Source organism: Mycobacterium marseillense (genome assembly GCF_010731675.1).
Lineage (GTDB): Bacteria > Actinomycetota > Actinomycetes > Mycobacteriales > Mycobacteriaceae > Mycobacterium > Mycobacterium marseillense.
The window spans coordinates 5,011,722-5,035,832 of record NZ_AP022584.1; the positions used below are offsets into that span (position 1 = coordinate 5,011,722).

A 24,111-nucleotide genomic window follows, 5' to 3' on the forward strand; every position below is an offset into this window, starting at 1 on the left:
CTGGGGCTCTCGCTGACCGGAAATCGCGCCCGGCGTCCCGCCGCGGCCTTGCCCGCCGCCGGATAAGCTGGCGCTGCCCGCGGTGCGGGCACATGGCAATCGGCGAACCGAGGTGGGGCCGCAATGATCTTCATCGTCGTCAAGTTCGAAACCAAGCCCGAGTGGACCGACCGGTGGCCCGAACTCGTCGCTGCGTTCACGGCAGCGACGCGTGCCGAGGAAGGCAACCTGTGGTTCGAGTGGTCGCGCAGTCTGGACAACCCGGCCGAGTACGTCCTGGTGGAGGCGTTCCGGGACGATGAGGCGGGCGGCGCCCACGTCAACAGCGATCACTTCAAGCGTGCCATGCAAGAACTTCCGCAGGCGCTGAAATCCACGCCCAAGATCATCAACCAGACTCTCGCGGCCACCGGCTGGTCCGAGATGGGCGAGATGGCGATCGGCTAACCGCCGGCCACCGCGATCTCGATCTCGTCGCCCAGCGCGTATCCCGGTGTGAGCGGCAGGCTGTCACCGCTCCAGAACGAACCGGGGTCGAACCAATTCGAGTACTTGTCCGTGGCCATCAAGCCCATTTCTTCGTAGGTGATGGCCACCGTTTCTGCGCAGTAGGCCGCCTCCAGACCGAGGCGCTGGCGCTCCTTGCGTCGCTGTGCCGACTCGCGAACCTTCTTGTCCACGAACGGGATTCCGCGTGCCCAGTCGTAGCGGTTTGGCAGGCGACCGCGCAGCCACCGGCCGGTCAGGCGCATGGTGGTCGGAAACGCGGTGCCGTCCATGCGGGCGATGACGCGCAGCAGCTTGCTCTCCTGCTCGCGGTTGGCCGGCGGAGTCAGCTGGCGCAGCCAGCACCGCTGGTGGTAGCGCTGAGTCCACTGCAAGACGGACTGCTGCAGATCGTTGAGCTGCACTCCACGGTGGTTCGTCCCCGTCCACAGATCGACGAGCTTGTCACCCAGTTCGGCGTGCCAGATCAGCGGCGGCAAATCGTCGATGGCCACCGTCATGCCGACGTGGTTCACCGGCGCGTTCGTCAGAGTCTGGATGGCACGGTCGGGTCCCGAGCCGCCGCGAAACAGCCAAAGATCGCCCGTGCGGGTTTCCTCGAGCGCTTGGTTCAAGGTGAGCATGTCCGTGTAAGCCCGTTCGCCGCTGCGGCTTTCGCCGATCTCGTCGTCATCTTGTTCCCGCCTGCGCGTCGCGGTGCCGTGCGTCGCGGGCACACCAGTCAATCACAACCAGCGCGCGACGACGGGGACTACGCATAGCCTGGTGTCATGCGCAATGTGTGGAAGTGGCTGGGACTGGCCGGTGCCGCCGGTGTGGTCGCCGGGGGCGTGCTGGTGGCTCGCGATCAGCGCAAGCGGCGGGCCTACACCGCCGACGAGGTCCGGGATCGGCTCCATCAGCGGTTGGCCGAATACGAAAGGGGAGGCCGTCAGTCCGGTCCGGGATCGGCCGAAGGCGCAGCGGCGAACAACCGATAACTGCCCGAAAAGCCCTTCAGCTCCACGTCGCGGCCGCCGTCGAACCGGATGCCGTCGGAGTCCGAAAGCGCGTCCCGCACCGGCTGACTCACCAGAATCTCACCACCGGCGGCTTGGGCCGCGACCCGCGCCGCCATAGCGACGTTGCGACCGAACAAATCATCCCCGCGGCGCACCGACCGGCCCATATGGATACCGATTCGCACGCGAATCTCCTCGTGCCGCTTGCGGTTTGCGTCTCTGCGCAACGCACTCTGCAGGTCGATGCCGCATCGCACCGCCTGTTCGGCTCGCGCGAAGGCGATCATGAATCCGTCGCCCTGACTCTTCACCACATGCCCGGACCGCCGCTGCACGAGATCCGAGACCAGCTTGTCGTGCGAACTGATCAGTTTGACCCAGGCTCGGTCACCGATCCGCTCGTTCAGCGCGGTGGATTCCTCGATGTCGGAGAACAGGATCACCACTCGGCCGTCCGGCGTGACCCGCGCAAGGTCGGGCCGTTCGACTTCGGCCCAATCCGCGAGGTCCTCGATCGAGCTGCGCACCGCCGCACCGAAGCCCTCCTTGCGCACCAGGTTGGCGGTGTTCCACACCGTCTTCACGGCCTCGCGGCCGCCCGACAGCAACCAACTGCGGGCGTCGTTTCGCTGGCGCAGATCGTCGAGCTCGCGCTGACTGCGCGCCAGCAGCTGCCACAGGACTACCAACCCGATCGCCTCGAGGGCAGCAAACCCGGCCAGAATGTAGACCGAGACATGTAGCGCGTCACCCATGCCGGTCATCCTTGCAAGGCTGCGGTTCGCCGAGGTTGTCGGCCCTGTGCGCAGTGTCTAGGGTTGAGTCCGCCGGCCGCGGGTAGAGATCTCAGGGGCGTCCCCTCAGGTGACTTTCGGGAGGAGCGGTTTTGGCCGACGGCGACGGTAATCCATCTGACCTGTTGGTGATCTTCGGGATCACCGGTGACTTGGCACGCAAGATGACGTTTCGAGCCCTGTACCGCCTCGAGCGCCGCGACGAGCTGCATCACCCGATCATCGGTGTGGCCAGCGATGACATCACCACCGAGGAATTGCTGGACCGGGCGCGCGACGCCGTCAAGAAATCGGGCGAGAAGTTCGACGACGCGGTGTTCGACCGGCTGGCCGGCCGGCTGTCCTATTTGCACGGCGACGTCACCGATGCCGATCTCTACAAGCAGCTCGCCAAGAAGATCGATTCGGACGCTCATCCGCTCTATTACCTCGAGATGCCGCCGGCGTTGTTCGCGCCCATCGTCGAGAACCTGGCGAAGGCCGACCTGCTGGAGCGGGCGCGGGTGGCGATCGAAAAGCCGTTCGGCCACGACCTGGAGTCGGCGCGCGACCTCAATGCCCGGCTGCGCGCGGTGCTCGACGAAGACCAAATCCTGCGCGTGGACCACTTTTTGGGCAAACAACCCGTCGAGGAACTGCAGTACCTGCGCTTCGCCAACAACGGCCTGGCGAAGCTGTGGGACCGTGAGAGCATCTCCGAGATCCACATCACCATGGCCGAGGACTTCGGGATCGAGGACCGCGGCAAGTTCTACGACGCGGTGGGAGCGCTTCGCGACGTCGTGCAAAACCATCTGCTCCAGGTGCTAGCGCTGGTCGCCATGGAGCCCCCGGTCGGCGCCGGCGACGATGATCTCAACGACAAGAAGGCCGAGGTTTTCCGGGCCATGCCCGCGTTGGACCCGGAGCGCTGCGTCCGCGGCCAGTACCGCGGTTACACCGAAGTTGCCGGAGTGGCAAAGGATTCCACCACCGAGACCTACATCGCGCTGCGCACCGAGATCGACAACTGGCGCTGGGCCGGAGTGCCGATCTTCCTGCGCGCCGGCAAGGCGCTGCCCGAAAAGGTCACCGAGGTCCGGATGTTCCTGCATCACGTTCCCGGGTTTTCGTTCCTGCCCAACCGCCGGCCGCCCGATCCCAACCAGATCGTGTTGCGCATCGACCCCGACCCCGGGATGCGGTTGCAGCTGTCCGCGCAAGTCGGCGATTCGTGGCACGACGTTCACCTGGACTCGTCGTTCGCCGAAGATCTCGGCGAACCGGTGCGCCCCTACGAACGACTGCTTTACGCCGCGTTCAACGGGGATCGCCAGCTGTTCGCCCGCGAGGACGCCATCGAAGAGACGTGGCGAATCGTGCAGCCGGTGCTGGACAAGCCGCGGCGAATCCACCCCTACGACCAAGGCTCCTGGGGGCCGGAGGCGGCCGAAGCACTGGTGCGCGGCCACCACAACTGGCAGGAGCCGTGGCTGCCGCACAGCGCGGCCACGAAACAGTAAAGGAGACATGAGACACGATGCAGCTTGGGATGATCGGCCTCGGCCGGATGGGCGCCAACATCGTCCGGCGCGTGGTCACCGGCGGACATGACTGCGTGGTCTACGACCACAACCCCGACGCCGTGGAGTCGATGGCGGGGGAGGACAACACCACCGGGGTGTCCTCGCTGCAAGAGCTCGCCGAGAAGATGACGGCGCCCCGCGTCGTGTGGGTGATGGTGCCGGCCGGAACGATCACCACCGGAGTGATCGACGAGCTGGCCAAAACGCTCGAGCCCGGCGACATCGTCATCGACGGCGGCAACTCCTACTACCGCGACGACATCACCCACGCAAAGACGCTGTCGGAGAAGGGAATCCACTTCCTGGATTGCGGCACCAGTGGCGGGGTGTGGGGCCGCGAGCGTGGGTACTGCCTCATGATCGGCGGCGACGACGAGGCATTCGCGCAGGCCGAGCCGATCTTCGCCACCGTCGCCCCGGGCGTCGACGCGGCCGCCCGCACACCGGGCCGTGAGGGTGAGGTCGCGACGTCGGAGCAGGGGTACCTGCATTGTGGGCCGGCCGGCGCCGGACACTTCGTGAAGATGGTCCACAACGGCATCGAGTACGGCATGATGGCCTCGCTCGCCGAGGGGCTGAACATCTTGCGCAACGCCGACATCGGCAAGCACGTCCAGGAGGGTGACGCGGAAACCGCGCCGCTGTCGAACCCGGAGTTCTACCAGTACGACTTCGACATCCCCGAGGTCGCCGAGGTGTGGCGGCGCGGCAGCGTCATCGGCTCCTGGCTCCTGGACCTGACCGCGATCGCGCTGCACGAATCGCCGGAGCTGAAGGAATTCTCCGGGCGCGTCTCGGACTCCGGCGAGGGCCGCTGGACCTCCATCGCCGCGATCGACGAGGGAGTCCCGTCCCCGGTGCTGACCACCGCGTTGCAGTCGCGATTCGCCTCGCGTTCGCTCGACGACTTCGCCAACAAGGCGCTCTCGGCGATGCGTAAGCAATTCGGCGGGCACGCGGAGAAGCCCGCGAACTAGCCCGGCCGGCTTGACCGACCGGTCAGTGGCGTTTGACGAATTTCACCACAGCGTCGCTGAACGCGTCGTTGTCGTCGCCGGCCGCGGTGTGCCCGGCGTTGGACAGCTCGACGAACTCCGCGCGCGGCACGGTGGCCAGGAAGTGCCGCACGCCCTCGGGGCTCACCACGTCGGACAGCTTGCCGCGGATCAGCAGGACGGGAATCCTCAGGTTCTTGGCGGCCTGCTCGAAGCTCTCGGTGCGCAGTTCGGGATCGTCACCGGGCTTGGTCATGAACGCCGGGTCCCAGTGCCAGTACCAGCGGCCGTCGCGCAGGCGCAGGTTCTTCTTCAGCCCCTCGGGGCTGCGGGGCTTGCTGCGGTAGGGCAGGTAGGCGGCGACGGCGTCGGCCGCTTCCTCCAGCGACTCGAAGCCCTCGAGGCCGCTGAACATGAAATCGCGGATGCGGGCGCTGCCGCCCTTCTCGAAGCGGGGCACCACGTCGACGAGGACCAAGCGGGTCACCTTCGCCGGGCCCGCCCGGTGCGCGGCGAGGATGCCGGTCAGCCCGCCCATGCTCGCCCCGATGATCGTCACCGGCCGCCCGATCGTGTCCAGCACCTTCAGGACGTCGGTCGTCAACGTCTCGATTTCGTAGTCGGCGTTGGGTGAGCGATCGCTGTCACCGTGCCCGCGGGAGTCCAGGGCCACCACGTGCAGCCCCTCATCGGCCAGCGTCTGGCCGGTGTTCTTCCAGGAAAACCGGTTTTGGCCGCCCCCGTGCAGCATCAGGATGCTCGGCCGGCCGGCGCCGTCGGTGCCCCGATTCCATTCGTCGGCGATCAGGGTGATGCCCTTGGCGCCGGCAAACTCAACCGTCCGGGGGCTGCTGCTGACGGTACTCATGCGTCCTGACGTTACATAGGTCGCATAAGCACTCTTGCGCGGGTCGACGACGCGATGACTTTCCGTCTTCGTGGGGGTCTGTCTGACAAACCCGCACGAGCGACCCAGGAGGCCACGCACATGCCATCGATCACCCCGTCGTTGTGGTTCGACGACAACCTGGAGGAAGCCGCCGGCTTCTACACCTCGGTCTTTCCGAACTCCCACATCGAGGGCTTCAACCGGACCACCGACGCGGGCCCGGGGGAGCCGGGCACCGTCCTGTCGGGCAGCTTCGTGCTCGACGGCGCCCGGTTCATCGGCATCAACGGCGGACCCCACTTCCAGTTCAGCGAGGCGGTGTCGTTCACGGTCCACTGCAAGGACCAGGACGAGGTCGACTACTACTGGGACCGGTTGACCGACGGCGGCGAGGAATCCCAGTGCGGGTGGCTCAAGGATCGCTTCGGCCTGAGCTGGCAAATCGTCCCCGATCGGCTCTACGAATTGATCAGCGATCCCGATCGCGCGCGGGCGGCGGCGGCCACCCGGGCAATGTATGGCATGCGCAAGATCGTCATCGCCGAGCTGGAACGGGCCGCCGATCCGGTCCGCTGACGGCTCGTGCCGCCTCCGAAAACCTTTGGTGGGGGCGGCATTCGAGAGATTCCCCGCTCCGGTCGGTGCGCGTGGAAGTCCCACGGGTTAGGTTTGTCCGTGCGGACGCGCCGAACAGGAGTGGATATGGCGGACAACGCGAGATGACTGAGCCGCGGTGGATCGACGTGCCCGGCCCGCCCGGGGATCTCAAGGCGCTGACGTGGGGACCCGCCGACGGCCCGATCGCCATCTGCCTGCACGGCTTTCCGGACACGGCCTACGGCTGGCGCAAGATGGCCCCGCTCCTTGCGGCGGCGGGTTGGCGGGTCATCGCGCCGTTCATGCGCGGATACGCGCCCTCGTCCATTCCCGACGACGGCAGCTATCACGTCGGGGCGATCATGGACGACGCCCTGCGGGTGCGGGCGGCCGCGGGAGGAACCGACCGCGACGTGGTGATCGGTCATGACTGGGGTGCGCTGGCGGCCACCGGCCTGGCGGCGATGCCCAACAGCCCGTTCACCAAAGCCGTGATCATGTCGGTGCCGGTCTCGGCCGCATTCCGGGGCCAGGTCAGCGAGCGGGGCCGGTTGGCCCGTCAGTTGCCGCGCCAGCTGCTGCGCAGCTGGTACATGTTCTACTTCCAATTGCCTTTGCTGCCAGAGCGTTCCGCGCGCTGGATCCTGCCGCTGTTGTGGCGGCGATGGTCACCGGGCTATCGCGGCGCCGACGAGGATTTGCGGCACGTCGACGCCGCGATCGGCACACCGGAAAGTTGGCGCGCGGCGCTGGGCACCTACCGGGCCACGCTGCGCAACACCAAGCCCCCGCAGCGGTACGCCGAGTTGAACGAGCGCTGGACCGAGGCGCCGATCCTGCCGAGCCTGTATCTGCACGGCCGCGACGACGGCTGCATGACCCCGGCGTTCGCGCACTGGACGGAGAAGGTTCTGCCCGCCGGCAGCGACGTGGCCATCATCGACCACGCCGGGCATTTCCTGCAGCTCGAACAGCCAGAGAAGGTCGCCGAGCGGGTGCTTGCGTTCGTCGGCTCACCCGGCTGACGCCATGAGCGCGCGCCGAATGGCCGCCGTCGATGCACAGTTCTACTGGATGTCGGCGCGGATCCCCAGCGACGAGTTCCTGCTCTACGCCTTCGCCGGCGAGCCCGCCGACCTCGGCCGTGCCGTCGAACAGGTCCGCGGCCGGGCCGAGAAATGCCCCGGCCTGTCGGTGCGGGTCCACGACCGGTCCGTCCTGAGGTATCCGCAGTGGGTTCCCGCGCGGGTGGTGCCGGAGCAGATCGTGCGCCACGAGCTCGCCGAGCACAGCTGGGAGGGCTGCCTGGCAGCGGTGGCCGCCCTCGCCGACAGCCAGCTGGACGTCCGCCGCATGCCCTGGCGGCTGCACGTGTTCACGCCGGTCCTCGGCATCCCGGGCGTCGACGGCCCGGGGGCCGTCGCAGTCGTGCAGATCGCGCATGCGCTGGCCGACGGGGGTCGCGGTGCGGCGATGGCGGCCTGGCTGTTCGGCCGGGACGTCCCGGTGCCCGAGGTGCGACGGCTATCGGTGGGGTTCCTGCCGTGGCGGGCCGCGCGGGCGGCCCGCGCCCACCGCCGCCAGGTCCGCGATATCGGCGCGGGCCTGCTGACACCCGCGGCCGGGCCCCGGCCGGTGCTGGCGACGAATGCCCGCCCGGAGGGCGCGCGCTCGGTGCGCACGCTGGTGCGTCCCCGCGCGCGGCTGCGTGGGCCCACCGTCACCGTCGGGGCGCTGGCCGCCGTGTCCACCGCGCTGTCTCGTCTGCTCGGACCCGGATCCGAGACGCTGGGCGCGGAAGTTCCGATGGCCAAACCCGGTGCGTCCCATGCCAATAACCATTTTGGGAACGTGGTCGTCGGGCTGTACCCCCAGCTCGATCTGGATGCGCGCCTGGACCGGATCGCGGCCGACCTGGCCAACGGCCGGCGCCGCTTCGAGCATCCGGCCACCCGCGCGGCCGACCGGGCCTTCGCCGCGGTGCCCGCACCGCTGTTGCGTTGGGGCATCAACCAATTCGACCTCGACCAGCGTCCTATGCAAGTGGCCGGCAATACCGTGGTGTCCAGCGTGTACCGCGGGGCGGCCGACCTGCGCTTCGGGGGCGCCCCGGTGGCGCTGACGGCCGGGTATCCGGCGCTGTCGCCGATGATGGGTCTGACGCACGGCGTGCACGGCATCGGCGACACCATCGCGATCAGCGTGCACGCGGCGGCCTCGGCTGTTGCCGACATCGACGCGTACCTGGCGCTGCTCGACGCGGCCCTCTAACTAGTGGGCGTCCCCGGATCTGGCCGCTTCCTCGCGGGTCAGGCCGACAGCGACGATGAGTTCTTCGTGCAGCTCGAACCACACCGTGTGGTAGGAATCGATCAGCGGCCTGGTCAGCCAGGCCGTCTCCCCGATCTTGATCTTGTCCAGTGCCGCAGCCAGTTTCGTCGCGTAGGCGTGCAGCCGGGGCAGTTGAGCCGCGGCGGCCTCGACGATCGGCACGGCGCGGGCGTGTACGTCGTCGAGGCGGGAAAGCACCGCGGCGTCATACTCGGCGTCGTCGTGGGAGTTGGGGACGCCGCCCGGGCCGCCCCTGAGTTGCCAATCCGTCACGAGGCGTTTGAAGTCGGCGTTGACGGCGCGAAAATCGCCGTACACAGCGGCCATCGCGCCCGCATCGATGCCCTCGCGCTCCTCGGCCAGCAGCGTCGCCAACCTCTCGCTGCCGCTGCGGGTGATCTGCACGCTCGCGCCCTCGGCCAGCAGACCCGCCGCGGCGAGCTTTTCGACGACGGGGCCGATGTCGCCGGGATTCACTCCCATTGTCGCGGCCAGATCGGTTCTGCTCACCCGGCCCTTGAGCCGGACCGCTTGCAGCACATCCAGTTCGGTCATGACGCCGCCCCGGCGGCCAGCCGCACCGCGGTCAGCATGACGATCAACGGGGTCGCCGAGACCACGTCGGTGTGTCCGCTGTCGAGGGCGACGCGCACCGTGGCCTCGGCGTTGTCGTCCAGCCGCGGATGGTCGCCGGTGACGTGGGCGCGCAGCGGGCTGACCCGTCGCGCGATGTCGGCCAGCTCGCGCAGCTCCGGCGAATCGTCTTCCGACCACGCGGACAAGCGCAAAAGGCCCTCGCGCACTTCGCCTTCGGCGCCATCGACGGTGATCTGCCTGCCGGCCAGCGCTGCCGCCACGCCCTGGCCGCAGCCCACCACCGCCACCCGGCCCAATTCGCGGCTGACCACCGCCGCATGGCTGGCGGCACCGCCGACCTCGGTGACGATGCCCTGCGCGGCCAGCATGCCCGACACGTCTTCGGGCCGGGTGTGATCGCGCACCAGGATCACCCGTTCGCCCCGGTCGGCGGCGCGCAGCGCCTCGTCGACGTCGGTGTACGCCGTGCCCGAAGCCACGCCCGGACAGGCCGGCAGTCCCTTAGCCAAAAGCGGTGCCGCCAAGCGTATTTCGGGCTGAAGTGCGGGAAGCAGCAGAGTCTGCACGTGCGCGGGGGTCACGCGCCGCAGTGTTTCCAGGTCGTCGATGAGTCCCTCGTGCCGCAGCTGTAGCGCCGTGCGCACCGCCGCCTGCGCCGACCGTTCCGCTGACCGGGTCTGCAGCAGCCACAGTTTGCCGTTTTCGACGGTGAATTCGATTTCTTGAACGTCGGAATCCAGCCGCTCCAGGGTGCCGGCCGCAGCGAGAAGTTCGTCGTAGACGGCCGGCTGCTCGTCGCGCAGCGCGGTGATCGGTTCCACGTCAACCGATCCCGATACCACGTCGTCGCCCTGGCCCCCGGGCAGCCACTCGCCGAACGGCTCGTTGTCGCCGGTGATCGGGTTGCGTGAAATGAATGCCCCGGCACCGGAATTGGGGCCGCGGTTGCCGAACACCATGGCCTGCACGACCACGGCCGTGCCGTGCTGATCGCCGAAACCGTAGTGGTTGCGGTAGGCGACCGCCCGCGGCGAATTCCACGACGCGAACACCGCCTCGATGCCGGCACGCAACTGCGCGTGCGGGTCCGACGGCACCTCTCGTTCGCCGCTACTCACGATGCGCCGGTACATGTCGCGGAACCGGCGGCGGGTGTCGCGGGCGAACGCCGGGTTGCCGGCCGCCGCCAGCGCCTGCTCGACGTCGTCGTTGATGCCCAGGTCCAAGATGGTGTCCATCATGCCCGGCATGGACTGGGTGGCTCCCGAGCGCACGCTGACCAGCAGCGGCCGCGGGCCCCGGCCGAATGTGCGCGAGGTCTGCGTCTGTAGCCAGCCCATCCGGTCGAGCACGCCGTCCCAGATGGCGTCCATCGTCGCCGCGGGGTCGGCGAGATAGCGCAACCCCACCGCGGTGGTGATGCAGAACGCGGGGGGAACCGGCAGATGGTGGCGGCGCATCGTCTGGATGCCGTGGCCCTTGTTGCCCAGCAACTCGCGCGGGTGGCTCGATGTGCCGTCCAGCAACACCACGGAATGCTCGGCAGGCGTGTCCCCGCGGGCGCTTGGCGCATCGCGATGGGCGCCGCTACCTGGTGCGGTGCGAGCCGTGGTGCACCCCCTTGGTGGTGTCGCTACCGATCGGGCCGACGTCGGAACGCCAGCAATGCTCCCACACGAACCAGCGGATCGAGCGACGTAGCTGCCCGGCGGCTCTTGTCGTGCGACCCCACCCATGATCTAGGTTTACAGATATGACTTCTTATGACACGTTCCATGACGTCGGATTACTGATCCTTCGGCTGGTGTTGGGCGTGACGTTGGCCGCACATGGCTACAACAAGTTCTTCGGCGGTGGCCGCATCCCCGGCACCGCGCGGTGGTTCGAGAGCATTGGCATGAAACCCGGAAAGTTCCACGCCACCGTCGCGGCGACCACGGAGATGGCCGCCGGCCTGGGCCTGGCGGTCGGATTACTCACCCCCATCCCGGCGGCGGGCTTCGTCTCGCTGATGCTGGTCGCGGCCTGGACCGTGCACCGCGCCAACGGCTTCTTCATCGTCAAGGAGGGCTGGGAGTACAACCTGGTGCTGGCGGTCAGCGCGATCGTCGTGGCCACGCTGGGCGCCGGCAAGTACAGCCTGGACTACCTGGTTTTCGGGAAGAACTGGATGGACGGCTGGCACGGCCTGCTGATCTCGGCGGTGCTCGGCCTGGCCGGGGCCATCGGCCAGCTGGTCATCTTCTACCGGCCGCCGGCCAAGCAAGCCGGCTAGCTCGGGGGCCCCTTCGCCCAACCTCGAATGGGGCGAACACGCGGGCGAGGCACCCCTAGTCGAGGCTCGAGGCCGCCACGGCGGCCGTTTCCGCGGCGGTCACCTCGGCCGCGGCGCGCTCGCCGGAGCGAATCGCGCCGTCGACCCACCCGCACATGACGGCCGAGCTCTCGGTGCCGGCCCAGTGGATGCGGCCGCAGGGTTCGCGCAGGGTGTAACCGAATTCGGTCAGCACGCCGGTGGGCGCGTGGCTGATCATGCCGCCGCCGGAGTAGCGCTCCACCGTCCAGTTCTGCTCGTGGAATTCGCGATACTCGTTCGCCTTGCTCCCGAAGCGATCGACGAGCTCACCGATGATGACCGCTTGGCGTTCGGCCTCGCCGAGCCTGCCGAGCCGTCGCGCGGCCGGTCCCTCACTGATGACGCACATGACGCCCGGGTTTCCGGTGTCCGTGCAGGCGTCGATGGTCAGGGTCGCCGGGCATCCCGGCGCGGCCGACTGGCCCGACAGCCCGTCGGCCCGCCAGAACGGCTCGTCGTAGACGACCGAGATCTTGACGACCGCGCCGCTCGGCATGCGCTGGTGCAGGAAGGCCCGATCCACCGGCAGCATCGGTTCGTAGGCGATCGACGTCGCGATCGCCAGCGGGATCGCGACGATCACCCGCCGCGCCCGCACCGTCATGCCCTCCGCGCTGACGGTGACGCCCTCGGCGTCCTGCGTGATTCGCCGGACCGGCTGCGACAGGTGCACCGCAGCACCGAGTTCGGCGGCTATCTGTCGGTAGATGGCGCCCATGCCGCCGACCGGGCGGGCGTCCTGGGAGCCGCCCTTGCCGGAAATGGCGAAGGTCGGGCCGCCGGCCGATCCCGTCTGCAGCAGCGCCCACAGCAACGACGTTTCCGACCCCGCCGAGGTGTACAGGCCGGACAAGGCCATGTCCAGCATCTCCCGGGCCGCCTTGGACATTGTGTGCTTCTCGATCCACGCGCCCAGGCTGATCCGGTCCCATGCGGCGGCTTCCGTTGCCTCCCAAGGGGCTTCGCGCGGGATCGCTTTGCACATTCTCTCGAACGACATCAGTCCGAGGCCCAGGTTGGCGACGGCCCACGGGCTCATCGTCCAAGGGACGGTGCCGCCGTAGCGGTGCTTCTTGCCGCCGACGATCATCATCGCGTCGCCGTCGTTGTGCTGTTTGTACTCTGGCACGCCGAACTCGTCCATCAGCGCGTAGATCCGGTCTTGGCCGGGCCCGATCCACGCGCCGCCGCGGTCGATCCACGTTCCGTCCGGGCGGGTCTCGGTGAAGGTGCGCCCACCGACCCTGTCGCGGGCCTCCAGCAAGGCCACCGAACGGCCCGCCCGCTGGAGCCGCAGCGCGGCCGTCAGGCCCGCGAATCCCGCTCCGACCACGCAACAATCGACGTCGGACATGGTCGGCTCCTCAACGTAGTCCCGCCCCAGCAGCAAACTACACCGACCGCGGCGTCCGCGATAGTGAGTTCACCGGGATTTCTCAGACGATGTCGTCCTCTGCGGCTCACGGAGCCACGGGCACATGACCGTCGACGGGACCGTTGTTGCCGTACTCGCCTGGCGGCGCCGGCACCGGGGGCGGTGGTACTACCCGTGGCGACCGCTGCCGTCCGCACTTGCCCTGACGAGGGAAGCAACCACAGTTGAGCCCGATGATGCAGCCATTGAATTCCGCACCGGCAGTGCGGCTTTCGGGGGCGACAGGAAGCGGCTGCGCCGGCCTCACGCCGGACCAAGCGGTCGTCGTGGCGACTGTCGGGCTTGCCGACGTCGCGACGACGCCGTCGTCGCATCCGACCGTCGAGACAAGCAGTGCGGCGCCACCGCACAGTGTGAGGATCTTCTTCGTAGCTCCAAATATCATCAGGTTCCTCCGTCCCCCTCGCGGTGCTGGGCACGGGTGATGTCGATCAGCAACATGAACAAACTTCTCCTTGGAAACGCGCGGACCTGCGCGTGGAATGGAATAGGCTGCCGTTCTCGCGAGCGTGAGTCGGCACCAGCGGCCGTCGCGCGTTGCGCAACGGCCGGTTCCGGCCGATCAGCGTCTGGAGACGCAGAGCTGAGTCAAAAGATCCTGGGCGCCAAGGGAAGTGGCGGGTGCGCGCGAGTCGACGCCGTCGGCTCGCCAGGTCGACATGGATGATGTCGGCGACGGTGACCCCTGTGGCGTCGGCGTCCAGCGCGGCGAATTCGATTGCCGGACATGAGGTCCGGTTACGGTCGCCGGAGCCTTGTGGTACTTGGCTGACAAACCCGAATCAGGAGTCGGGTGGTCGTTGCCGGCAGCGGTAACCACCGCATGCGGTGCCTCAGACGCGACTGACCCAGTCCCCGCTGACTCCGAGCGCGACGGACTGGACCCGACGACCGCGGCGTACAACCACACCATGGCGGCGATCGCAATGACCGAGCGCGACCGTCGCGGTTTGGTTCCGTCGCTGAACCACACAATGATTCAATTTTAGCGACGGCACGCTGGGCGCTGCCGAACTCTGGCCGATCTCATATGTGCCGACCATGGCCATACCAGCGCGGACGATCAGTCCGGTTCGCCGTACTCGTCGAACCAGTGCGCCAGTTTGCCGCGGCGACTCACCGCGCGGAGCCTGCGTTCGGCGGAGGCCCGTGTCTTGGGTGTGGTGACGATGAGCAGTTCGTCGCCGGCCTGGATGCGGGTGTGGGGCTGGGGGACGAACGTGCGGCCCTTGCGGATGATCAGGGTGATGACGGCGGGGTCCGGTAGCCGCAACTCGAGCACCGAGACGTTGTGCAGCCGCGACGGTGGTGACACGGTCATCGTCAACAGTTCGGCCTCCAGCACGTCCAGTGGCGCCGCTTCCACCTGGATCTCGCGAGTGGCTTCACCGGAGATCAGCCCGATCTTGTGGGCCAGCAGGCTCAATCCGGGGCCCTGGATCAGGGTGAAGACCACGACCAGGATGAACACGATGTTGAGCAGCCGGTAGCTGCCCGCGACGCCTTCGACGATGGGAAACGTCGCCAGCACAATGGGGACCGCGCCGCGCAGGCCCGCCCAGGATAAGAACACCTGCTCGCGCCACGGCACCCGAAAGGGGGCCAGGGAGATCAAGACCGAGAGCGGCCGGCCGAGCAACAGCAACACCGCGCCGATGACGATCGCCGGTATCAGTTCGCGGCCCAACTGGCTCGGGCTCACCAACAGGCCGAGGAGGACGAACAGCCCGATCTGGGCGAGCCAGCCGAGGCCCTCCGCGAACGACCGGGTGGCCGAGCGATGGGGCAACCCGGAGTTCGCCAATATCACCGCGGACAGATACGCGGCGATGAACCCGCTGGCGTGAGCGCTGGCCGCCGCGGCGAACGCCACCATGCCGAGCGCAAATGTTGCCAGCGGATAGAGGCCGGAGGCCGGTAGCGCCGCCCGGCGCATGGCGAAGGCGCCGAGCACCCCGCTGAACAAGCCGACCGCGACGCCGACGGCCAGCTCGTACACCACGCCGGTCGCGGCCGTCCCCGGCGCAAGCGTCAGCGGTGTGGTGCTGAACATGAGCACGAGAATGGCGGCGGGCGCGTCGTTGAATCCGGACTCGGCCTCGAGGAGCCCGGCGACGCGCCTGGGCAACGGTAGGACACGCAGGACCGAGAACACCGCGGCGGCGTCGGTGGGCGAAACGACGGCTCCGAGCAGCAGGGAGAGCTGCCAGTTGATGCCGAGCAACAGGTGCGCACCGGCGGCCGTGATCACCATGCTGATGCCCACCCCGACGGTGGCCAGCACACTCGCGGGCGCCAGCAGCTTGCGGATGTCGGAGAACCGCGTCGTCAGGCCGCCTTCGACCAGGATGACGGCCAGCGCCGTCGTGCCGAGGTCGCTGGCGAGCTGGACGTCGTTGAATTCCAGCCCCAGCCCGTCGTCGCCGAGGGCGACTCCGACCGCGAGGAACAGCAGCAGGCTGGGGAGCCCGACTTTGGCGGCGGCCCGGGTGGCGACGATGCTGGCCAGCAGCACGAGGCCCCCGACCAGCAGCGTCACATACAGCTGCTGCAAGGTCATGTTGTTCATCGCCGTTCGGTCGCGGCACAAGCCAGCGAAGTCGGGTTGTGTGCAAGTGAATCACTAGTAACACTAATGACTAGTCGGGTTACACGCTGACCAGCCGTCAGGAGAGTGGATAGTGCGCATCGGGATCGCCGGCGCGGGCGCGGTCGGTCGCTCGGTCGCACACGAACTACTCGAGGCCGGTCACCGGATCTTGTTGATCGAGCGCAACGTCGACCACTACGTGCCGCACACCGTGCCCGAGGCGGAGTGGTTACTCGCCGACGCGTGCGAGCTGGCGTCGCTCCAGGAGTCCGGGCTGCAGCTGTGCGATGTCGTCATCGCGGCAACCGGCGACGACAAGGTGAACCTCGCGGCGGCGTTGCTGGCCAAGGCCGAGTTCGGGGTGGCCAGAGTCGTGGCGCGCGTCAACGACTTGAGAAACGAGTGGCTGTTCAGCGAGGCATGGGGCATCGACGTGGCGGTCTCCACGCCTCGCGCCATGGTGGCCGGGGTGGAGGGGGCCATCGACGTCGGCCACCTCGTGCAGCTGATGGGTCTCGCGCGCGGTCAGGTCAGTCTGTCGAAACTGACACTGCCGGTGGACAACCCGCTTGTCGGACGCCGGATTTGTGACCTGCCGCTGCCGGAGAACTCCGCGCTGATCACCGTGCTGCGCGGCGGGGACGTCATCTTGCCGCAGCCCGACGACGTGCTCGAGGCCGGCGACGAAATGTTGTTCGTCGCAGGCAGTGCCGCCGAGAATCAGGTCCGCGCCCTGATCGTCCACGGAGCCCCGGAGCGGGCGGCGCACTGGCGGGAAATACCGGCTGGCCCAGTGAGAAACTTGCCGGCTTAGTTCGGGCCCAACGCGTGCCACCCACCTAGAACACGTTCTAGTCTGTGAAACCATGGGATTTCTGAAGCCCGAGCTACCGCAGCTCGACATGGCCGAATGGAACAAGGGCAGCCGCAGCGACAAGATCCGCCCCATGGCCAAGCACTGGGCCGAGGTCGGTTTCGGCACGCCGCTCGCACTGCACCTGTTCTATGTCGTCAAAATCCTGCTCTACATCCTCGGCGCGTGGCTGTTCGCCTCGGCCACCCGGGGCCTCGGCGGCTTCACGCAGGTCGCGTCGTGGTGGTCGGAGCCGATCGTGTTCGAGAAGGTCGTGCTCTACACGATGCTGTTCGAGGTGCTCGGCTTGGGCTGCGGCTTCGGGCCGTTGAACAACCGGTTCTTCCCGCCGATGGGCTCGGTCCTGTACTGGATGCGTTTCGGCACCATCCGGCTGCCACCCTGGCCGGACCGCGTGCCCCTGACCAAGGGCACCAAGCGCAAGCCGATCGACGTCGCCCTGTATGCGCTGTTCCTTCTGGTGACGCTCGCGGCGCTGTTCGCCGACGGCACCGGGCCGATCCCCGAGTTGGGCACGACCATCGGGCTGCTGCCCGTGTGGAAGGTCGTGCTGATCCTGCTGCTGCTCGCGGTGCTCGGCCTGCGCGACAAGGTGATCTTCCTGGCCGCGCGCGGTGAGGTCTACGCGACCATGGCGGTGACGTTCCTGTTCGCCGCGCCCGACATGATCGTCGGGTCCAAGGTGGTGTTCCTGGTGATCTGGATGGGCGCGGCGACCTCCAAACTCAACAAGCACTTTCCGTTCGTCATCTCCACGATGATGTCCAACAACCCGTTGGTGCGGCCCCGGGCGCTGAAACGGCGCTTCTTCGAGAAGTTCCCCGATGACCTGCGGCCGGGGTGGCTGTCGCGGTGGCTGGCGCACTTCAGCACCGCCATCGAGATGCTGGTGCCGCTACCGCTTTTCTTTTGTCACGGCGGGTGGCCGGTCACGGTGGCCGCCGTCGTCATGGTGTGCTTCCACCTCGGCATCCTCGTCTCGATCCCCATGGGCGTGCCGCTGGAGTGGAACGTCTTCATGATCTTCGGGGTGCTCTCGTTGTTCGTCGCGCACACCCACATCGGGCTTGCGGACCTCCAGCACCCGGTGGTGGTAGCCATCCTGTTCGTCGTGATCGCGGGAATCGTCTTGCTGGGCAACATGTTTCCGCGCAAGATCTCGTTCCTACCCGGGATGCGGTACTACGCCGGCAACTGGGACACCACCCTGTGGTGCATCAAGCCGTCCGCCAACGAGAAGATCGGCCGGGGCATCGTGGCGATCGCCAGCATGCCGCAGGCCCAGCTGGAACGGTTCTACGGCAGCCCGGAGGCGGCGCAGATCCCCCTCTACATGGGATATGCGTTCCGCGGCTTCAACACTCACGGCCGTGCGCTGTTCACGCTGGCGCACCGCGCCATGGCCGGCCAGAACGAGGACGACTACGTCCTCACCGACGGCGAGCGGATCTGCAGCACCGCGATCGGCTGGAACTTCGGCGACGGCCATATGCACAACGAGCAACTGATCACCGCGCTGCAGGAGCGCTGCCACTTCGAGCCGGGCGAGGTCCGCGTGGTTTTGCTTGACGCGCAACCGATTCACAAGCAGACGCAGGCATATCGGTTGGTCGACGCGGCGACCGGTGAGTTCGAGTGCGGCATCGTCCGGGTCGCCGACATGGTCACCCGGCAGCCCTGGGCCGACGACGTTCCCGTCGAGGTGGTGTCGGGCTAGCCCCCGGTGTAACGCCACGGCGACATTTCCGGCCGGAAATCGCCGTGGCGTTACACCCGCGGGCGAAACGCTAGGCCCCCGCGCGCACCTCCTGCGCGGCGGCGACCATGTTTTTCAGCGACGCGCTGACCTCGTCGGAGTTGCGAGTCTTCAGCCCACAATCGGGGTTGACCCAAAGCCGTTCGGCCGGAACGGCCCGCAGCGCCGCGCGCAGCGACTCGGCCATCTCCTCGGTGCTCGGCACGCGCGGCGAGTGGATGTCGTAGACGCCCGGTCCGACGCTGTTGGAGAAGCCGATCGCGTTGAGGTCGTCGAGCACCTCCATGTGGGAGCGCGCCGCCTCGATCGACGTCACGTCGGCATCCAGATCGGCGATCGCGCCGATCACATCACCGAATTCCGAGTAGCACAGGTGGGTGTGGATCTGCGTGGAGTCCGCGACACCGGACGTGGCCAACCGGAAAGCCCCTACCGCCCAACGCAAATAGTCGCCCTGGTCGGCACGCCGCAGCGGCAGCAGCTCACGCAGCGCCGGCTCGTCGACCTGGATGACCGCGATACCGGCGGACTGCAGGTCCACGGTCTCGTCGCGAATCGCGAGCGCCACCTGGTTGGCGGTGTCGGCCAGCGGCTGGTCGTCGCGCACGAACGACCACGCCAGAATTGTGACCGGACCCGTCAGCATGCCCTTCACCGGCTTGTCGGTCAGCGACTGCGCGTACTTGGCCCACTCCACCGTCATCGGGTGCTGGCGGATCACATCGCCGTAGAGGATCGGCGGGCGCACGCAGCGGCTGCCGTAGGACTGCACCCAGCCGTTCTTGGTGGCGAAAAAGCCCTCCAGCTGCTCGGCGAAGTACTGCACCATGTCGTTGCGCTCCGGCTCGCCGTGCACCAGCACGTCGATCCCGAGGTTCTCCTGCAGCTTGATGACGTCGGCGATCTCCTGCTTCATCCGCTTTTCGTACTCGGCCGCGTCGATCTCGCCGGCGACCAGTGCGGCGCGGGCCTTGCGGATCTGAACGGTCTGCGGAAACGACCCGATCGTGGTCGTCGGCAGCGGCGGCAGCTGCAGTCGCTCGTCCTGACTGGCCCGGCGCCCGGCCGCGTCACCGCGGTGTGCGCCGGAGGCCACGATCGAGTCGATGCGGGCACGAATGTCGTCGTTGTGCAGGCGCGGGTCGCTCGCGCGGGCAGCCACCGCGGCGTTGGACGCCGCGACCTCATCGGCGACGGCCTCACGTCCCTCGCGCAGCGCGCGAGCCAGCGCCACCACCTCGACGACCTTCTCCTGCCCGAAGGCCAGCCAGCTGCGCAGCGCCTCGTCCAGTCCGGTCTCCGGCTCCAACGAATACGGGACGTGCAGCGTCGAGCAGGACGTCGAAACGGCAACTGCGGCAGCCGAACCCAGCAGGCTCGCCAGCTTGCTCAGCGCGGCCTGCAAGTCGGTGCGCCAGATGTTGCGTCCGTCGACGACGCCGGCCACCAGAATCTTGTCCGCCAGCTCGGGCGCTCCAGCTATCGAGGCTGTCGCCTCGTGGGCACCGTAGACGAGGTCGACGCCGATCGCCTCGACGGGTGTGCGGGCCAGTCCCGCCAATGCCGCGCCGGGGTCGCCGAAGTAGGTGGCGACATAGATCGACGGCCGGTTGCTCAGCGCGCCCAACTTGTTGTAGACGGCCTCCGCCAACGCGGGCGCGTCGGGGGAGGCGTCGGTCACCAGCGCCGGCTCGTCGAGCTGCACCCACTGTGCGCCGTTGTCGGCGAGCAGCGACAGCAGCTCGGAATAGATGGGCACCAGTTCCTCGAGGCGTTCGATCGGTGCGCCCGCGCCGTCGACGCCCTTGCTGAGCAGCAGGAAGGTGACCGGCCCGATGACGACCGGTCGCGCGGGAATGCCCTGTGCCAGTGCCTCTTTCAGCTCCGAGAGCACCTTGTCCGGGTTCAGCGCGAACTTCGTGGTGGGTGCGATCTCGGGAACGATGTAGTGGTAGTTGGTGTCGAACCACTTGGTCATTTCCAGCGGGGCGACGTCGGAATTGCCACGCGCGGCGGCGAAGTAGCGGTCGAGGTCGTCGGAGACCTGCGTGGCCCGGGCCGGTAGCGCGTCGAGCATCACCGCGGTGTCCAGCATCTGGTCGTAGTAGGAGAAGGTGTTCACGGGCACGGAGTCGAGGCCCGCGGCCGCCAGGCTCGCCCAGGTGTCGCGACGCAGTGTCGCGGCAACGGATTCCAGTTCCGATCTGCTGGTGCGGCCGGCCCAATAGCCCTCGGTGGCGCGTTTGAGTTCGCGTTTCGGGCCGATGCGCGGCGAGCCGGTAACCGTGGCGGTAAATGGTTGAGTGGTCACGTTTTCGTCCTTTTATCAACGGTCTGGTCACCGCCGGCGGACGCGAGGCCGAACCGTCTGGCGGTGCCGTACCCGATTTCTTTCAGGCACTTACCACTAACGGTTACGGTCAAACGCCCATTCCACGAGGCGATGAGCCCGCCGGACGCGGCGCGTCCGGCACAGCTGGCAGGTCTTCGGACTCACAGGCGCGCACCGGGGTAGTGCTCCTAATGGCCGTCGCTTCCCAGTCTTTCGTAAGACCAGTGCTCGTGACGGCGGTCGTTCCTGCATACCGCTGCGGGACAGTCCCGGACTCCCACCGGGTTCCCTCTTGCGAAGCATGTCTAACATGTCTCGCTCGATGCCGACGCCGCGTTGTGCGGTGACGGCAAACCAGCTGCGTAGCGGAGCTTACTCCGCTGGTGACGGGGTCAGCGAGCCAGCGCCTCGGCGATCGGGACGTCGCCGTTGTTGAACTCGATGGTGCGGCCGATCGTGGCGTCGTCCGCCAGCGCGGCGGCGGCGACCTGCGCGACGTCGGCGCGGGAGACCGAGCCGCTCTCGGCGCCATGCGTCCTCCGGAGCGCGATGCGGCCCGTGGCCGGATCGAGGGTGAGCCGGCCCGGTCCCAGGATTGTCCAGTCCAAATCGCTGGCGCGCAGGTGGGTGTCCGCGGCCGCCTTGGCCTCCGCGTAGGCGAAGAACGGATCACTCTGCGGCACACCATGGTCCGGGCCGGCGCCGAAGTAGGACACCAGCACGAACCGCTTGACGCCCGCCCGGGCGGCCGCGTCGATCACCCGGATCGCGGCGTCGCGGTCGACGGCGTAGGTGCGCTCCGGATTGCCGCCACCGGCTCCGGCCGAGAAGACGACGGCGTCGTGGCCGGTCAGCAGCTCGGCCAGCGCGTCGACGTCGAGCTGTTCGATGTCGGCCACCACCGGATTGGCACCGGTGGCGGCGACATCGTCGGATTGGTCGGGATTGCGGAACACCGAGCTCACCTGGTCGCCGCGCTGGGTCAGGTTCTGAGCCAGCTGCAGTGCGACCTTGCCGTGTCCGCCGAAGACGATGATGCGTGCCATGTCTCCGACGGTACTTCCCCGCGAGGCTGCAATTACCAACGCAAACTCCGGGTGGAGCGGTCGGCAGTGACGGTCTCGCGGGAGAAAAGTTAGAGCTTCACCTTGCCCATGATGATGTCGATGATCGGCTTGCCCGGTGCGTAGGCGCCGGTCATCGAGGCCATGGTGTGACCCGAGTCCACCAGCAGGGTGATCCCGCTGACGCCGCAGGCCGCCTCGCTGTTGAGGAAGGCCATCACGTCGCCCATCTGCTCGGGCGTGTGCACCTTGGCGCCGGTCTCGTCGCGGTAGTCCTGGGCGAAGGACAGCCACAGGTCGGCGTTGGCCTGGGCCAGCGGGGTGTCGGTCGGGCCGGGGCAGATCGCGTTGATGCGAATGCCCTTCTTCGCCAACGGGTAGCCCTGGGTCGCCACGTAGGTGTTGATCACCTTCTTGCTGGTGCCGTAGTGGTTGATCCCCTCGGCCTCGTGCGCCTGGCACCACGCCTCGGCCGCCGCGAAGTCCGGGGTGGCCAGGAATTCCAGCATCAGGTCCAGGTCGTTCTCCCAGCCCATACCGGCGACCGAGGAGATGAAGCAGATGGCCGCGCCGTTGGGCAGTTGGTTCTTTTCCAGCAGACGGTCGATCAGGTGGCGGTGGCCGATGAAGTTGATCTTCATCAGGTCGATCGTTCCGTCGGCGACGCCGGCGGCGGAGAACACCGCGTGGATGGGGCCGTCGATCTGCTCGAGGGCGGCATCAATGGACGCGGGGTCGCGCAGGTCCACCTGGACGGACTGAGCGACCTTGTAGTCCACGGGCGCGTAGTCCATCACGATGACTTCGGCGCCGAGTTCGGCCGCTGACTTGGCCGCGGCGGCGCCCATGCCAGTCGCGCCACCGACAACAAGAGCGCGCTTGCCGTCGTAGCGCAACCGATCGACAATGGTCATGGAAATCCCCTTCTCGGATAATGCCAACGCGGTTCTAACTGCTCAACTGTATGGGTAACAGTTATTTGGTTCAATACCGGGGCGGGTTAAGTGAGATTTACTTGCCGCCCACGGCGACGCCGCGCAGCACGGTGTCCCGCGCGTGCACCAGCCCCGCACGCGTGCCCACGTCGCGGAGGATGTTCTCCGGGATCCACTGCAAGCCGACGACACAGCGTGACAACATCGCGGTGGACGGCGCGTCGACGCCGATATCCCCCGCCCGGATGCCCTCGGAGAGCAGCGTTTTCATCTGCCGCAGCCGCGTGGCGTACAGCCAACCCGGGTTGGGCGTGTCCGGGGGCGATTGACGCATCCAGGCGAGCTGGATCCTGAACTCGTCGGAAAACCGGTCCAACGCGTTGACGTTGACCCAGCTCAGCGCGTCCAGCTTTTCGATCGGGGTGGCATCCGAGCGCAGGACGTTGACCCAGCCCGCCTCCACCTTCTTGCCGAATGACTCCATGATCGAGGCGAGCAGCTCGTCCTTGGACCCGATCACCCGGTAGACGGTCCCGGTGCCCAGCCCGGCGGCCGACGCGATGTCCCTGATGGTGGTGACCTCATAGCCTTTGCGACCGAATTCCGCCCGCGCCACCGCGCGCACCACCGCCGCCTTGTCGCTGGGGTCGGCGTCGCTGTCGTCGGACCAGGTGGCGATGACGTCGTTGGCGGCGGCGAAGGCCTTCGAACGGTCCAGTGCGGCGTCGGTTGGCGGTCGAGTTGCCAACCCTTGCAGGATGATTCGGCAGAGCAGCCCGGCCACCTGGTCGCCGGGAGACTTGTGGCGCATGACGTCCAGGCCGACCTGCAGCATGGTTTGGCAGATGCGGTCGGCCAGCGTGGGCAGGTCGATGTCGGGTTTGATGTAGCCGCTCCACCGGCCGGCGCGCAGCGTCTGCAGCATCGCCTCCTGAATCGCCACGGGGCGCTGCTGCGTCAGCTTGATCAGCTCCGGATCCGTGCTCGGCCCCTCGTAGAAGGACATCTGCAAGGCGGCGCGGTGCTCGACGGCGCAATTGGCTATCGCCGCTCCGAGCTCGACGATCTGGTCGGCGACCGGGCGGGAGTCCGGTTCGTCCAACTTCGCCTGCGCGGAGCGCCCGATCCGTTCCAGATCGTCTTGGTAGCGGCGGATCAGCTCGACGAGGATGGCCTCTTTGGACTCGAAATGGTGATACAGGCTGCCGGGAAGAATGCCTGCGGCATCGGCGATTTCCTGTAGCGAGGTCCGCAACCCCGAGGAGGCGATCAGTGACGCCGCGGTCGCCAGGATCTCGGCGCGGCGCGTCGGGGAATCGGTTGTGCCGCTGGGCCGCAGTGACTCGGCTCTCGCCATGATCAGCGCTGTGCGAGCCCGGACGACTGCGGGGTGGCGAACATGCGCATTCGTCCTCTCGTGCCGAACCAAATCTTTGTTAGAGGCTATCAGACCGGGCCCGATGAATGCGCTGCACAAAGCAGTGAAAGCCCCA

At 67.6% G+C, this 24,111-nt stretch carries 21 protein-coding genes and 1 riboswitch; of the genes, 10 read left to right on the forward strand and 11 right to left on the reverse strand.

Annotation, left to right across the window (positions count from 1 at the left end; all coding sequences use genetic code 11):
- Positions 1–123 precede the first annotated feature (123 nt).
- On the forward strand, positions 124–447 hold the full coding sequence (locus G6N26_RS23510) for a putative quinol monooxygenase (protein WP_083017014.1): 324 nt from the start codon (positions 124–126) through the stop codon (positions 445–447).
- Here G6N26_RS23510 and G6N26_RS23515 read toward each other — a convergent pair.
- Positions 444–1,130 carry a guanylate cyclase gene (locus G6N26_RS23515; RefSeq protein WP_067168265.1) on the reverse strand — a complete coding sequence of 229 codons (687 nt, stop codon included), beginning with the start codon at positions 1,128–1,130 and terminating at the stop codon, positions 444–446. The genes G6N26_RS23510 and G6N26_RS23515 overlap by 4 nt on opposite strands.
- Before the next feature lie 147 nt (positions 1,131–1,277).
- Between G6N26_RS23515 and G6N26_RS23520 the strand changes: the two genes are divergently transcribed.
- Complete coding sequence (locus G6N26_RS23520; protein WP_082991350.1) at positions 1,278–1,487, forward strand: hypothetical protein; 210 nt, start codon at positions 1,278–1,280, stop codon at positions 1,485–1,487.
- On the opposite strand, the gene G6N26_RS23525 is transcribed toward G6N26_RS23520, so the two are convergent.
- Entirely contained in the window at positions 1,439–2,272 is an 834-nt protein-coding gene (locus G6N26_RS23525; protein WP_067168235.1) for an adenylate/guanylate cyclase domain-containing protein, read from the reverse strand. The two genes, G6N26_RS23520 and G6N26_RS23525, sit on opposite strands and share 49 nt — an antisense overlap.
- 122 nt (positions 2,273–2,394) lie before the next feature.
- On the opposite strand from G6N26_RS23525, the gene G6N26_RS23530 reads away from it, so the two are divergent.
- Together G6N26_RS23530 and gnd are read left to right on the forward strand one after the other, a co-directional pair.
- Positions 2,395–3,804: a glucose-6-phosphate dehydrogenase gene (locus G6N26_RS23530; protein WP_083017011.1), complete on the forward strand. Its 1,410-nt coding sequence runs from the start codon at positions 2,395–2,397 to the stop codon at positions 3,802–3,804.
- Positions 3,805–3,821: 17 nt separating this feature from the next.
- Positions 3,822–4,844 (forward strand): phosphogluconate dehydrogenase (NAD(+)-dependent, decarboxylating), encoded by a 1,023-nt coding sequence (gene gnd / locus G6N26_RS23535; RefSeq protein ID WP_083017008.1) that lies wholly within the window; start codon positions 3,822–3,824, stop codon positions 4,842–4,844.
- Positions 4,845–4,866: 22 nt separating this feature from the next.
- Here the strand turns inward: gnd and G6N26_RS23540 are convergent, their stop codons facing one another.
- Positions 4,867–5,730, reverse strand: a complete 864-nt coding sequence (locus tag G6N26_RS23540) for an alpha/beta fold hydrolase (RefSeq protein WP_083017005.1) — start codon at positions 5,728–5,730, stop codon at positions 4,867–4,869.
- A 120-nt stretch (positions 5,731–5,850) separates the two neighbouring features.
- On the opposite strand from G6N26_RS23540, the gene G6N26_RS23545 reads away from it, so the two are divergent.
- The 3 genes from G6N26_RS23545 to G6N26_RS23555 all read left to right on the forward strand — a co-directional run bounded on the left by G6N26_RS23545 (position 5,851) and on the right by G6N26_RS23555 (position 8,619).
- Positions 5,851–6,327, forward strand: coding sequence for a VOC family protein (locus G6N26_RS23545; protein WP_067168239.1), 477 nt, complete (start codon positions 5,851–5,853; stop codon positions 6,325–6,327).
- 143 nt (positions 6,328–6,470) lie between these two features.
- Positions 6,471–7,373 (forward strand): alpha/beta fold hydrolase, encoded by a 903-nt coding sequence (locus tag G6N26_RS23550; protein ID WP_067168240.1) that lies wholly within the window; start codon positions 6,471–6,473, stop codon positions 7,371–7,373.
- A 4-nt stretch (positions 7,374–7,377) separates the two neighbouring features.
- A complete protein-coding gene (locus tag G6N26_RS23555) occupies positions 7,378–8,619 on the forward strand; it encodes a WS/DGAT domain-containing protein (RefSeq protein WP_067168241.1) in 1,242 nt (413 codons plus the stop codon).
- On the opposite strand, the gene G6N26_RS23560 is transcribed toward G6N26_RS23555, so the two are convergent.
- Together G6N26_RS23560 and G6N26_RS23565 are read right to left on the reverse strand one after the other, a co-directional pair.
- On the reverse strand, positions 8,620–9,234 hold the full coding sequence (locus tag G6N26_RS23560; protein ID WP_083017003.1) for a MarR family transcriptional regulator: 615 nt from the start codon (positions 9,232–9,234) through the stop codon (positions 8,620–8,622). It lies immediately after the preceding gene.
- The gene (locus G6N26_RS23565) at positions 9,231–10,808 is read right to left on the reverse strand and encodes a pyruvate, phosphate dikinase (protein ID WP_179960259.1); all 1,578 of its coding nucleotides are present in this window, start codon (positions 10,806–10,808) and stop codon (positions 9,231–9,233) included. Before G6N26_RS23565 ends, G6N26_RS23560 begins: the two co-directional genes overlap by 4 nt.
- Before the next feature lie 221 nt (positions 10,809–11,029).
- Between G6N26_RS23565 and G6N26_RS23570 the strand changes: the two genes are divergently transcribed.
- Positions 11,030–11,551, forward strand: coding sequence for a DoxX family protein (locus tag G6N26_RS23570; RefSeq protein WP_067168244.1), 522 nt, complete (start codon positions 11,030–11,032; stop codon positions 11,549–11,551).
- A 55-nt stretch (positions 11,552–11,606) separates the two neighbouring features.
- Here G6N26_RS23570 and G6N26_RS23575 read toward each other — a convergent pair whose 3' ends face one another.
- On the reverse strand, positions 11,607–12,986 hold the full coding sequence (locus G6N26_RS23575; protein ID WP_179960260.1) for a flavin monoamine oxidase family protein: 1,380 nt from the start codon (positions 12,984–12,986) through the stop codon (positions 11,607–11,609).
- Positions 12,987–14,130: 1,144 nt separating this feature from the next.
- Positions 14,131–15,627, reverse strand: coding sequence for a potassium/proton antiporter (locus G6N26_RS23580; RefSeq protein ID WP_083017069.1), 1,497 nt, complete (start codon positions 15,625–15,627; stop codon positions 14,131–14,133).
- 121 nt (positions 15,628–15,748) lie between these two features.
- Between G6N26_RS23580 and G6N26_RS23585 the strand changes: the two genes are divergently transcribed.
- Positions 15,749–16,471: a potassium channel family protein gene (locus tag G6N26_RS23585; protein ID WP_067168245.1), complete on the forward strand. Its 723-nt coding sequence runs from the start codon at positions 15,749–15,751 to the stop codon at positions 16,469–16,471.
- Positions 16,472–16,523: 52 nt separating this feature from the next.
- Complete coding sequence (locus G6N26_RS23590) at positions 16,524–18,248, forward strand: DUF3556 domain-containing protein (RefSeq protein WP_083016998.1); 1,725 nt, start codon at positions 16,524–16,526, stop codon at positions 18,246–18,248.
- A gap of 70 nt (positions 18,249–18,318) precedes the next feature.
- Here the strand turns inward: G6N26_RS23590 and metE are convergent, their stop codons facing one another.
- The 4 genes from metE to G6N26_RS23610 all read right to left on the reverse strand — a co-directional run bounded on the left by metE (position 18,319) and on the right by G6N26_RS23610 (position 23,975).
- On the reverse strand, positions 18,319–20,598 hold the full coding sequence (gene metE, locus G6N26_RS23595) for a 5-methyltetrahydropteroyltriglutamate--homocysteine S-methyltransferase (RefSeq protein WP_083016995.1): 2,280 nt from the start codon (positions 20,596–20,598) through the stop codon (positions 18,319–18,321).
- Between the two features lie 150 nt (positions 20,599–20,748).
- A riboswitch (cobalamin riboswitch) is annotated at positions 20,749–20,964 on the reverse strand.
- A gap of 47 nt (positions 20,965–21,011) precedes the next feature.
- Positions 21,012–21,665 (reverse strand): SDR family oxidoreductase, encoded by a 654-nt coding sequence (locus G6N26_RS23600; RefSeq protein WP_083016992.1) that lies wholly within the window; start codon positions 21,663–21,665, stop codon positions 21,012–21,014.
- Between the two features lie 89 nt (positions 21,666–21,754).
- Entirely contained in the window at positions 21,755–22,597 is an 843-nt protein-coding gene (locus G6N26_RS23605; RefSeq protein WP_067168249.1) for an SDR family oxidoreductase, read from the reverse strand.
- A 97-nt stretch (positions 22,598–22,694) separates the two neighbouring features.
- Positions 22,695–23,975 (reverse strand): TetR/AcrR family transcriptional regulator, encoded by a 1,281-nt coding sequence (locus tag G6N26_RS23610; protein WP_083016988.1) that lies wholly within the window; start codon positions 23,973–23,975, stop codon positions 22,695–22,697.
- Positions 23,976–24,111 lie beyond the last annotated feature (136 nt).

What these genes read in the sequence shown, in the direction of transcription:
- G6N26_RS23540 (WP_083017005.1), bottom strand. Translation starts at nt 5,730, where the DNA reads ATGAGTACCGTCAGCAGCAGCCCCCGGACGGTTGAGTTTGCCGGCGCC.
- G6N26_RS23515 (WP_067168265.1), bottom strand. Translation starts at nt 1,130, where the DNA reads ATGCTCACCTTGAACCAAGCGCTCGAGGAAACCCGCACGGGCGATCTT.
- G6N26_RS23545 (WP_067168239.1), top strand. Translation starts at nt 5,851, where the DNA reads ATGCCATCGATCACCCCGTCGTTGTGGTTCGACGACAACCTGGAGGAA.
- G6N26_RS23605 (WP_067168249.1), bottom strand. Translation starts at nt 22,597, where the DNA reads ATGACCATTGTCGATCGGTTGCGCTACGACGGCAAGCGCGCTCTTGTT.
- G6N26_RS23555 (WP_067168241.1), top strand. Translation starts at nt 7,378, where the DNA reads ATGAGCGCGCGCCGAATGGCCGCCGTCGATGCACAGTTCTACTGGATG.
- G6N26_RS23580 (WP_083017069.1), bottom strand. Translation starts at nt 15,627, where the DNA reads ATGACCTTGCAGCAGCTGTATGTGACGCTGCTGGTCGGGGGCCTCGTG.
- G6N26_RS23575 (WP_179960260.1), bottom strand. Translation starts at nt 12,986, where the DNA reads ATGTCCGACGTCGATTGTTGCGTGGTCGGAGCGGGATTCGCGGGCCTG.
- G6N26_RS23560 (WP_083017003.1), bottom strand. Translation starts at nt 9,234, where the DNA reads ATGACCGAACTGGATGTGCTGCAAGCGGTCCGGCTCAAGGGCCGGGTG.
- G6N26_RS23520 (WP_082991350.1), top strand. Translation starts at nt 1,278, where the DNA reads ATGCGCAATGTGTGGAAGTGGCTGGGACTGGCCGGTGCCGCCGGTGTG.
- gnd (WP_083017008.1), top strand. Translation starts at nt 3,822, where the DNA reads ATGCAGCTTGGGATGATCGGCCTCGGCCGGATGGGCGCCAACATCGTC.
- G6N26_RS23590 (WP_083016998.1), top strand. Translation starts at nt 16,524, where the DNA reads ATGGGATTTCTGAAGCCCGAGCTACCGCAGCTCGACATGGCCGAATGG.
- G6N26_RS23600 (WP_083016992.1), bottom strand. Translation starts at nt 21,665, where the DNA reads ATGGCACGCATCATCGTCTTCGGCGGACACGGCAAGGTCGCACTGCAG.
- G6N26_RS23550 (WP_067168240.1), top strand. Translation starts at nt 6,471, where the DNA reads ATGACTGAGCCGCGGTGGATCGACGTGCCCGGCCCGCCCGGGGATCTC.
- G6N26_RS23570 (WP_067168244.1), top strand. Translation starts at nt 11,030, where the DNA reads ATGACTTCTTATGACACGTTCCATGACGTCGGATTACTGATCCTTCGG.
- G6N26_RS23610 (WP_083016988.1), bottom strand. Translation starts at nt 23,975, where the DNA reads ATGGCGAGAGCCGAGTCACTGCGGCCCAGCGGCACAACCGATTCCCCG.
- G6N26_RS23510 (WP_083017014.1), top strand. Translation starts at nt 124, where the DNA reads ATGATCTTCATCGTCGTCAAGTTCGAAACCAAGCCCGAGTGGACCGAC.
- G6N26_RS23525 (WP_067168235.1), bottom strand. Translation starts at nt 2,272, where the DNA reads ATGACCGGCATGGGTGACGCGCTACATGTCTCGGTCTACATTCTGGCC.